This is a genomic window from Aquimarina sp. AD10, assembly GCF_003443715.1.
GTDB lineage: Bacteria > Bacteroidota > Bacteroidia > Flavobacteriales > Flavobacteriaceae > Aquimarina > Aquimarina aggregata.
This window is the reverse complement of the sequence record NZ_CP031965.1, coordinates 2,053,325-2,064,334: the sequence shown is the minus strand read 5'-3', so window position 1 is coordinate 2,064,334 and position 11,010 is coordinate 2,053,325. Positions and strand designations below refer to the sequence as shown.

General features: G+C 32.9%; 6 protein-coding genes. 3 read left to right on the top strand and 3 right to left on the bottom strand.

Annotated elements, in window-relative coordinates; all coding sequences use genetic code 11:
- Positions 1 to 10: 10 nt before the first annotated feature.
- Entirely contained in the window at positions 11 to 448 is a 438-nt protein-coding gene (locus D1816_RS08715) for a hypothetical protein (protein WP_066318933.1), read from the bottom strand.
- Between the two features lie 91 nt (positions 449 to 539).
- Positions 540 to 761: a hypothetical protein gene (locus D1816_RS08710; RefSeq protein WP_066318930.1), complete on the bottom strand. Its 222-nt coding sequence runs from the start codon at positions 759 to 761 to the stop codon at positions 540 to 542.
- 290 nt (positions 762 to 1,051) lie between these two features.
- Between D1816_RS08710 and D1816_RS08705 the strand changes: the two genes are divergently transcribed.
- From D1816_RS08705 to D1816_RS08695, 3 genes are all read left to right on the top strand, one after another.
- On the top strand, positions 1,052 to 4,018 hold the full coding sequence (locus D1816_RS08705) for a carbohydrate-binding protein (RefSeq protein WP_118502281.1): 2,967 nt from the start codon (positions 1,052 to 1,054) through the stop codon (positions 4,016 to 4,018).
- A gap of 488 nt (positions 4,019 to 4,506) precedes the next feature.
- The gene (locus D1816_RS08700) at positions 4,507 to 8,490 is read left to right on the top strand and encodes a carbohydrate-binding protein (RefSeq protein WP_118502279.1); all 3,984 of its coding nucleotides are present in this window, start codon (positions 4,507 to 4,509) and stop codon (positions 8,488 to 8,490) included.
- A 3-nt stretch (positions 8,491 to 8,493) separates the two neighbouring features.
- Positions 8,494 to 9,213, top strand: coding sequence for a hypothetical protein (locus D1816_RS08695; protein ID WP_118502278.1), 720 nt, complete (start codon positions 8,494 to 8,496; stop codon positions 9,211 to 9,213).
- 120 nt (positions 9,214 to 9,333) lie between these two features.
- Here D1816_RS08695 and D1816_RS08690 read toward each other — a convergent pair whose 3' ends face one another.
- Positions 9,334 to 10,950, bottom strand: a complete 1,617-nt coding sequence (locus D1816_RS08690) for a T9SS type A sorting domain-containing protein (RefSeq protein ID WP_118502276.1) — start codon at positions 10,948 to 10,950, stop codon at positions 9,334 to 9,336.
- Positions 10,951 to 11,010 lie beyond the last annotated feature (60 nt).

The following is an 11,010-nucleotide window of genomic DNA, read 5'->3' as shown; positions in this document are numbered from 1 at the left end:
TTGTAGATGTCTATATATCAATAGAATCAATATGTGGAAATCTTAGGTCATATGCTACTTTAAGTTGATGTAGTTTTTCAAAAAAGGAAGTATTTTCTTTATGGGTTTGATTCTTTTTAAAGTGAACAAATTTCCCTTGGGCATGAATACTTATACCATTTGTTTTGTACATATAAAACTGATAGTATGGTATCACCCAAGTGAAATTTCTTAAACCCTTATTGATGGCTAAAAGTATTCCCCCTGGTCGCAATTCTATATTAGCATAACTCAAGTCTGATACCGAATTTATATAAGTATTTAAATTAGGGCTGACCTGATCTATAATCATTCTTTTAGAACCAATACCTTTCATTTTTACAATTTGAAAAAATGAAAAACGTTTACCAACAAGCTCGTTTATGATTTTATCAGTTTTTTTATCTGTATAGGTAGTTTCTAAAATCATTTAAGACTATACGTTTTTTTAAAATTATGAGATATAATTTAATGTAAAAGCTTTATCAAAACTATTTTGATAAATATGATATTTTATCGTATCAAACCAAAGGTGTTCCTTTAAGTCTTTTTTCAATTTTTCTTTTCTTTTCTGTAAGACGTTTCATCAAATCCATAAGATTTGAATCTTTTGATTGCTTGTAGATTTCATTAATCCGTAATATAAGCGATTTAGCTTCTCTTGATGCAGATACCCGATCACTCGTACTCATATTACTCATTTTTCTTTTTTCAAACTCTATTGCTTCCAATATTAACTCCATAACTACTTAATTTTTTTATAAAGATATAAAATGTTTATCTTTTATTAAAAATGATTAAACAAAATTAACTAATGTTTATGTGTTTTTTGATTTCTAGAGGTTAAAAAATCTATGTTATTTAAAGCTGATAAATATTTTTTTGAATTCAATATTACTTTAAAAAAAGACTAACTTTATATATATTCTTATTTAATTATAGATGAGTATTATTAACCATTTATGATATAGATTAGCATATTCATTTCAAAAGTATGCTTTGAAAGATATTATTTTTACAAAAAAAAGCGCATATGAAATTACCGAATAACTTCTTTTTTAAAATGTTTTCTCCTGTGATATGCTTTATGATTTTTATCAATATTGCAATAGCACAAAATCCAATAGTAACACATATGTATACAGCCGATCCAACGGCACGTGTTTTTGATGGTAAACTTTATGTGTACCCATCTCATGACGTTGATGTGTGCAATGAATTACAAGGCTCTAATGGGTTTTGTATGCCAGATTACCACATGTTCTCTACAGAGGATATGGTGAATTGGAAAGACCATGGAGTAATCATGGATCAAAATGAAGTACCATGGGGAGGAAAAGATCAATATGGTATGTGGGCCCCAGATTGTATTTATAAAGATGGTACATATTACTACTATTATCCTGGTGTTCCTGCAGATAAAAGTGCATTTAGGCGCATTGGAGTTGCAACTTCTAAAAGTCCAACAGGACCTTTTAAACAAGTGAGTCATTATATTAAAGGTATACAAGGGATTGATCCTGGATTATTTGTAGATGATGATGGTAAGGCATATTTGTATTATGGAGGCGGTAATGGTAAAGGAGCTCTTAAAGTAGTAGAACTTAAAGATAATATGATTGAAATCAAGGATAAGGCCAAAGATGTAGAAGGTATTGTTTATAAAGGATATCGAGAAGCTTCTTTTCTATTTAAGCGTAATGATATTTATTATTTTACCTATGCCAGAATAGGTGATAATAATTATCAGATAGAATATGCGATTGCCGATAACCCGATCGGTCCTTTTGAGTATAAGGGCGTAGCTATGGAAAATATCGGAAATGGAACTAATCATCATTCGTTTGTAGAATATAAAAGTCAGTGGTATTTATTCTATCATGATTGGTCTATTAGTGATAATAATAGATTACGTTCTATGTGCGTGGATAAAATGGAATTTAACGAAGACGGAACTATAATTCCTGTGAAACCTACGTTACGAGGTGTTGGAACTCCTAAAGCAGGAGATATTATCCAAATAGATAGGCATAATGGTATTGAAAAAGCTAAAGTATCTATTGTTCAAGGAAATCAACCTCGAGGTTTTCAACTTGACTATATAGAAAATAATGGATGGGTTAAATTTGATCGTGTTAATTTTGGAGATGGATCCTTACAAGAGTTAAGAGTACGTGCCTCTAGTGAAAATAGTGGTGGCGTACTAGAACTTAGGACTGGTAATCAAGATGGACCTTTACTGGCTTCAGTAACTATAGAAAATACAGGTAGCTGGAATACGTGGAAAACTTTTACAGGTAAATTTACAGGAACAACGCAAGGGGTTAAGGACATTGTTTGTGTATTTAAAGGAAAAGATTCTTATCTTTTTAATGTAAACTGGATTAAGTTTTCTGCAGGGGATGTTCCAGAAAGTAATAACACTTTAGCTTACGAATTACAAGAAGCTCCAAAACCATCTGTAAAAAATAAATTAACGGAAGAAGAATTATTGAGAATTCCTAAGAAAAGAGGAGAGGGAATTGCTAAAATTGGAGAAGTTATTCAGATTGATGAACATAATGGTATTGAAAATGCACGAATCAGTCCAACACAGAAACCACAACCAAAAGGGTTTCAGGTTGGGCATATAGATGATAAAGGGTGGATTAAATACGATCGCGTTGACTTTGGAGAAGGTAATTTAAAAGACTTTAAAGCCATGGTATCAGCCGGAGAACGTGGAGGAACTTTGGAGTTGCGTTTGGATGCTAAAGATGGTCCTATTCTAGCCTCTATGGATATTGAAAATACAGGAGGTTGGAACAAATGGAAATTAATAAGTGTTCCGTTTACAGAGCAAACCAATGGAGTAAAAGATATTGTTTGTACTTTTAAAGGAGACGGTGCTAATCTATACAATATAAATTGGATTCGTTTCACGTCAAGTTCAGTACCTAGTAGTCTTGAAGCCCACCCATTAGAAAAGGGATATACAAATACCAATATCTCAACCACAAAAACAAAGAAAGTTCCTGTTGCTAATAAAAAACAAAATCCAATTGTTAAAGCGGGAGATATAATACAGATAGATAAACATAGTGGTATTGATAATGCTCGTGTTACTCCGGTAGAAGGGGATCAGCCTTCTGGAAACCAAGTAGGATATATTAATGACGGTGGATGGTTGAAGTACGCAGGTGTTGATTTCGGAAAAGGAAAATTAAAAACCATGAAAGCTCTTGCAAGTAGTGGTGTATCCCAAGAAGGAATATTAGAAATTCGTATAGATTCCCTTACAGGTCCTGTATTGGCAAGTATTAAAATACCAAATACTGGTGGGTGGAAAAAATGGAAACTAGTTTCTGCTCCCATAACAGGAAAAGCAGAAGGAATAAAAGATATATATTGTCTTTTTAAAGGAAAAGGAAAAAATCTATATAACTTAAATTGGCTGCGTTTTTCTAGTGATGATGTTCCTTCTAGTAAAAAAGCACATCCTTTAGAAAAAAGTGGTAGTGTTAGTGCAGCAGTACCCAAGGCTTCTGGAGGAAGTACCGAAACTCCTAAAGATCGAGCAAGACGTTTAAGAGATATAGCTAAAGGTAAAAAGATAGGAATACCATTAGGTCAAATTATGGCGATAAAATCTGGCGTAGGAAAGTATTTATCTGTGCAAGGAGAAAATATTGCTGCTACAGCAGATGCAATAGGAGAAAAAGAACGTTTTACTGTATTGAGTGTAAGTGGAAACGTTGTAGCTATAAAATCTATGGCTACGAATAAACTTTTTTCTGCACGATTAAATCAAGACGGTATTCCTGTTATCGCATCACATAGTGGTGAACCTCAAGATTGGGAAAAATTTACCTGGCAAAAAATAGGAGAAATACAATTTACATTAAAAGCTCATAACAGTGGTTTATTACAGGTAAATGAGGATAATCAAAATAGCCTTACGGCTGGTAAAGGATCCAAGTTAAGTATAAAAGGTATTCTTGCTTTTGAAATTATAAAATAATCTAATTAATTAGATTTAGAGATAGATTAAACAGAACAGCAAAACATATCTAAAATGTTTTGCTGTTCTGTTTAAATGAAAATCAATAACAAACTTTTGATTCTTGATAAGAATATTTTTATTTATTAAATAATAATCTCAGGAAAGGATTTGTGTTTTGTAAAATAGCATTCGAATGTGCATTCTTCATACGAGGTAATAGATAAATTTATAATACGTTGTACTAATTAAACTAATTGTAGTTTCTTTTTAAGAAAATAAACCCGTAGTTCGTTTTTTTCAAAATAATAATTCACTTTGTCCAGTTTTTGTCTAGTTGTTTCAAGGAGATTAGCATGGTTAATTGGTTAAATTTCAAACTTTATCAATAATAAATCTAGTCTTAAATTTTGAAAGTAAGGAATTATTCATTCTGCTGATATTACTTTTTTAAATTATATGTGCAATTGCGCAAGACAAGAATAATGTCCAAACAAAAATAATTATCAATGGTACTAAAAAAAATATACTTAAAATTTGTATTGTTACTACTGCCCATTTTAGTTAATGCACAATTAGATCAAGCCTATTTTCAAAGATTAAAAACAGAGAGAGTCCCTTCTGAAAACGATATAGAATGGAAGCAATTTGGACCAGGAAATGCTGGTTTTTCGGATTTCTTGAGATATCACCCAACAAAACCAGATGTTGTCGTTACAATACCTGATTTATTCGTAGCATGGCAATCAGAGAATAATGGTCAAAGTTGGTTCAATATAAAAGATAAGGATGGTAATGGAGAATTTGAAAGATTACGTGATTTATATTTTTCTGAAAGCAATGAAAATTTTGGTCTAGCCATTGAAAGGTCTCAATTATGGGTGACCAATGATATGGGAAGAAACTGGAGCATTGTACCCAATGCACCTTGGTATGATAATGATACAGATGGTTCTGATCGATTAGGATTTCTTTCTAAGGTATCTGCAATAGCTATAGACCCTACCAACGCAAATACTTGGTACGTTGGCGAAGGTGGTCATATTAGAGGTGAACAACGTTTTACAACACAAAGTGATGTAACTGCGGCAAATCCAAGAGGTAGAACAAATAGAGGTTTTAACAATGTTACCTATGAAGGTAAAATTTATAAAACGACAGATGCAGGTGCAAGCTGGACTGAATTTACTAATGGAATTAATGCATCAGCGCAGTTTTGTAGAATTATAGTAAACCCTTCAAACAATCAGCAAATATTTGCAGCTTCAATTGATGGGCTCTATAGATCTAATGATGGAGGAAATACTTGGTTAAATGTAGGCGAAGGTAAATTACCAAATAATACCATTGTAGATATGGATTTTTATTATGACGCTAGTTCAAATAAGTTTATTTTATATTTAATCGACCAAGTTCGTTATTTCCCATCAGGAAATACTACTATAAATACAGGAGGTATTTATAAAACAGAAGATGAAGGCGCTACATTTACAGATATTACAGGAGATCTTTATATCGATGTAAATCAATTAACGGGCGGTGTACCTCGAAACTATTATCAATATATCGCCAATTGGTTTGGGATTAGTTTGGCCGCGGCTCAATCTACTTACCCAATAATTCCAACTAACGTATTACAATATTTTAATTCACTAAATGTAGATCCAAGTAGACCAGATGCGTTGTATGTTGGATTTGCAGATGCTCAAATACAGAATTCAATTGTTCCAGGAAGATTATGGGGTACCAGTAACGGAGGACAAAAATGGATCAATATAGCAAGAGAATTTGGTCCCGCATGGGAAAACGACAGAGCATATTGGGAGTCAAGAGGTAATCCTTTTAATGATAATATGGTTATGGGACATGAACCATTTATTCAGCAATTTGGTTTAAATTATCCTTTACGATCCTTACGATATTGTGCTGTAAATAGTCGTGGAGATGTTATGATTATTGCGGGGCATAATACCCTATTAAGTACAGATAAAGGGGAAACATTTAATCAGGTAGATGAGGATTATACTGCCGCTGGCAATATCATGGGACGCGGTGATAGTAACTTGCCAGGGGAAACAATATTTCAAGATAAACGATTAGGACCAGATAGACCTCTTATGGGATCAGGAGAACATAGATTGTGGTTGCTTACAGATGATGGCACAGATGGTCGACAGGCAGCAAGACAAATAAAAACTTCTAATGAGACTATAAGTTCTGCGGTAACTCATCCATTAAACAAGAATATTATTTTTACAACCTCATATAGACAAGCAAATAAAGAAAGAATAGAGCGTTCTATCGATGGTGGAGAAACATTTTCGGATTGGGGATTGGCAACACCAGCAGAAACAGAAATGAGAACACAATCTTTAACTATTGATCCTAAAAATCCAGATATTATGTTTTTTGGGATTACAGATAAAGAAAATAGAGACGTTACCAAAGAGGGAGGTTTCTATTTTTCTGACGATGGAGGTAAAACTTTTACTCCTAGAAATAATGGATTGCCTGCAGATGTTAGGATAAATGATATCAAAATAGATCCTAGAGACCAAACTAATGCGTCTTATTTCGCTGCAGCTCAAAGACAATCTTTTAGTCAAGGGTCTAATTCCTCACCTGTAGCTCAAGGAGGGTTGTATTTTACAAATAATAGAGGATTAAATTGGACAAAGATTGATGTAGCTTCTGGAGTAACAGGTGTTAATAGAATGGTTTTTGATAGTACAAATAGATTATATATTACTAGCGGACATAGAGCCGTTTTTAATGAAACTATAACGGGAGGAATTTGGTATACAGATGATTTTGGAACCACTTGGACTCGTGTTTTTGATAATGATAGAACTTTTTCAATAGATGTTTCTCCATTTGATAACAATGTCCTTGTCGCCACTGTTGGGTTTTTACAATTAAATCCTGGAATTTATCTTAGTGAAGACCGCGGACTTACTTGGAAAAAAAATAATATAGACGGTTTAAATACACAAATTAGAGATGTAGAATTTGACCTTCATGATGAAAACACGCTATGGACAGTATCCTTAGGTAATGGTTTCAATCGAGGATCATATGCTGGAGGTACTCAAGCTAGGGTAGTAAGCGTTTCTCCTTTTGAAATGGATATTAAATCAGGAGATATAGAAGTAGTACAAGCCACAATAATAAGAGGTGGATTTAGTCAGTCTGATATTACATGGGAATCTAGTAATCCTTCTATAGCAACAGTAGATGCAAATGGTAATGTGACTGGAGTTTCGATGGGACAAGTGAAAATTACAGCTTTAATAGCAGGAAGGTACAGTGATTTTGCCGTGATTACAGTAGACGCTCCAGAGCCACCCGAGCCGCCAACAGCAATAAAAGTTCCAGGAAGATTAGAAGCAGAAGATTTTGCAACAGAAGCAGGAGGTGTTATGACAGAACCTACTCAAGATACAGGTGGAGGGGAAAATATTGGATTCATTGTAAATGGTACAAGTAATACCTATAATATTGATGTACAAACTGCAGGAACATATGACATTGATGTTAGGGTAGCCAGTGCGACAAATGGAGGAACGGTAACATTGAAAATAGGAACAACAGAATTAGGTGCTATTACTTTTGGAGGTACAGGTGGATTTCAAACATATGTTACAGAAACCATTACGGGTGTTAATTTAACTTCTGGAGAACAGATTTTAACTGCAGAATATTCTGGAGATGGAGGTTTCTTATTTAATATTAATTACTTTGATTTTGTATTGAAAGATGGAAATCCCTCTATAGAAATCCCTACTAATAATTTTGAAATTAGAGTCACAGGAGAAAGTTGCCCGGATAGTGATGATGGTACTATTACTATCCAAGCTATCAACGACCAATTAAATTACGTCGCAAAAGTGACTAAAGATAACTTTACCGAAACTAATAATTTTATAAAGGAAGTTTCTTTTAAAGATTTAGATGAAGGTAAATATGCAATTGAAATTACAATAGATGAAGTTCCGGACTTTAATCAACGTATATCAGTAGAGGTGAAAACACCTGATTTATTGAAAGTAAATACCAGAGTATTACAAAATACTAAACAAGTATCACTTTCATTAGAAGGAGGAGATTCTTACCAGATTGATCTAAATGACAAAACCTATTTTACTTCTGATAATAGATTTACAGTAAATTTAGCTTATGGAGAAAATATTTTGATAGTAAAAACAGATAAAGACTGTCAAGGGATTCATAAAAGTAAAATAGTAATTAATCCAAACGAATTAGAGATATATCCAAATCCTGTTGAAAGTACTTTGAATATTACTCTGACAAATACAGAAGAACCTGTTTTAATAACGTTCTACAATGTATTAGGAAAAGTTGTTAAGCAAGTTAAAGAATCTAGTATTTCTTCTAATATTAAAATAGATGTTACTACTCTTGAAAGTGGTATCTATTTTATAGCTGTTAAAGGTGAGAATATTAATAAAGTTAATAAGGTCGTAAAAAAGTAAATCATGAAAATTCTTAAATACATATATATTGCATTAGCCGTTTTAACACCACTTTCTTGTAGTAATAGCGATGATGGTGATAACGAAGTAAGTCCTGAAAAAGTTTCTTTAATCTTTCCTGATAATGGTAAAGAATGTACAACAGGTGTTTTTTTAGAAAACTCTACAGATAGTAATGTTATCTTTAGATGGAGCAACGCTCCAAATGCAACTTCATATGAAGTTACATATACAAATACAAGCGTAATACCGAACTCAGTAGAAAAAAAGACGTTTACAACTAATGAAGGTGAAATAACACTTAAACAAGACACGAATTATTCTTGGACAGTAACTTCTATTCGAGGAACAAAAAAAGAAGTAAGTGATGAATGGACTTTTTATAACTCGGCTAAAGGTGAAACAAACTTTGCTCCACTTCCTGTAAAACTAATAGCTCCAGAAGATAAAATAGAACTTACAACCATTGTGGGTGTTCTTTTGGAATGGGAAAAAAGCGAGCTCATAAATAATGAAGATGATATTGAGAGTTATACAGTACACCTTAGCACAAGTAAAACATTTATAGAAAATGAAACAGAGACATTATTACCTACTACAGGTTTAAGTATACAAATTCCTAATACGGTTAACATGGCTACTACATATTATTGGAAAGTAGTAACCAAAGATACATTCGGGAATGAGACAGAGTCCCAAGCCTTTTCATTTAAAACACTTTAATATTCTCGATTTTGATATAAGAATAAAAATTATACATAATAATTATAATAAAAAAAGACCTCATAAACTTTAATGTTTTTATGAGGTCTTTGAATGTACTAAATATACGAATTCATCAAGTTATTCCTTGACAAATTTTACCTCTTGTTCACCTGAAGGTGTGGTAATTTTAAGAACATAAACACCCGGATTTAATTGGGATACGTCTAGAGTATTAGTGTTGGTCTTCTTTATGATTTCTGATTTACCCTTTAGATTTGTTACCCGAAGCTGAGTCGTTTCTTTTGGGGTTTCTTTTAGATACAGCATATTCTTTACTGGATTGGGAAAAATTGTCAAAGCTTTTGAGATGGAATTATCTTTTGTAACAGTAATTTGATTTCTAGAAGTATGCTCGTGATTAGTAATAAGGTTTTGGGGTATAGTATTCTCTTGGTTAGAGATCTTATTTACTGGGATCAAGGAGATTACTTGGTTACTGTTACCAGGGTTCTTGTTCCAGGTATGAACGATGCTATTACCTTCCCAGATATCTAATGCATGTAATGGATCATGCTTTGGGATAAAGATATAATTATTACCTACTTTTTCGGCTTTCCAAATAATATGACTTGCAGAACCAGTCCAGTTCGTTGTAGCAATTTTAACTCCTCTTCCTTTTTTACCAAAAGGTACTTCCAGTCTTCCTTGTGGATACGCTACAGAATTTATAGAGTATTCGCTATTCCCTACTTTGGTAAATTTCCATTGTGTAGCTTGTTCAGTATTATTATTAATACTTATGGTATTTCCTAGAGCAGCAGTAGCTTTCAAGTAGATATTTGAGCTGGCTTTTTTTATATAATATACACCATCAGGAATTGTAACATCGTTAGTAGTATCAACAATAGGCTTATATGTACGAATCCAATCGAAATATAATGTATTGATAGCGTTATTATTCAACTCTGTATTTGAAGGTCGGATTCCAGCATTAGACTTCCAACTGTGTAACTCTGTGTTTAATATCAAGTGCATAGCCTGATCAAAAAAACGATTTCTGGGATCTTTTAGATCATTAGATCTATTCAAAGTTCGTACTAAAACCCCGTCAAAGTAGAAATCAAACTCAGTAGCACTTTTCCAATAAAGTCCAAACCTATGGTAGTCATTTTTTAAAGGTACATTGCCATTAGAGGCATAACTTTTTGGAGAATTAGCCAAATCTAAGAATGGACTTCTTTGAAATATGTGATAATTAGTAGCCATTCTTCTACCAGCAAAATCTTCAGCTCCATAGGTTTCAGTGACATCAATTTCGTTTACATCATCAGCACTTAATAACCAAAAATTAGACGAAAGGTTAATACCACTACATTTCATTCTAACTTCTGTAAATACAGGATAAATAACAGGGGTTTTGGTAGTAACATGACCGCAAAATGTGGTTTTTCCTTGAATATTAGTAACTCTACCTGCTTTGATTTGTAAATTTCCACCAGTAACAGCTGAATGATTAGCACTAAATTGTGTTTCGCCTGGACCAGACCATCCTGCTCTATGGTTATCTAACCATTTGGAATTAAATGTAGCATTTTTTCCGTTGTAATTAAAATCGTCAGAATGTTGGTTTTGAATTTGCCATACTTTACCAGTTCCTGGATTTGCTGGAATAGGGACATTTTTCCAGTCTTGTGCAAATGTACCTGTAAATAGAGGTAATAACATTAGCATTTTAAATAATTGCTTTGTTTTCATGATTATTTGTGTTTAAGTTAGTTTCTGACTGATCTAAGTTTCTAACTTAACAAATTGTCT

Bases quoted from the DNA above. Each gene is read 5' to 3' on its own strand.
- D1816_RS08715 (WP_066318933.1), bottom strand. From the start codon at position 448: ATGATTTTAGAAACTACCTATACAGATAAAAAAACTGATAAAATCATA.
- D1816_RS08710 (WP_066318930.1), bottom strand. From the start codon at position 761: ATGGAGTTAATATTGGAAGCAATAGAGTTTGAAAAAAGAAAAATGAGT.
- D1816_RS08705 (WP_118502281.1), top strand. From the start codon at position 1,052: ATGAAATTACCGAATAACTTCTTTTTTAAAATGTTTTCTCCTGTGATA.
- D1816_RS08700 (WP_118502279.1), top strand. From the start codon at position 4,507: ATGGTACTAAAAAAAATATACTTAAAATTTGTATTGTTACTACTGCCC.
- D1816_RS08695 (WP_118502278.1), top strand. From the start codon at position 8,494: ATGAAAATTCTTAAATACATATATATTGCATTAGCCGTTTTAACACCA.
- D1816_RS08690 (WP_118502276.1), bottom strand. From the start codon at position 10,950: ATGAAAACAAAGCAATTATTTAAAATGCTAATGTTATTACCTCTATTT.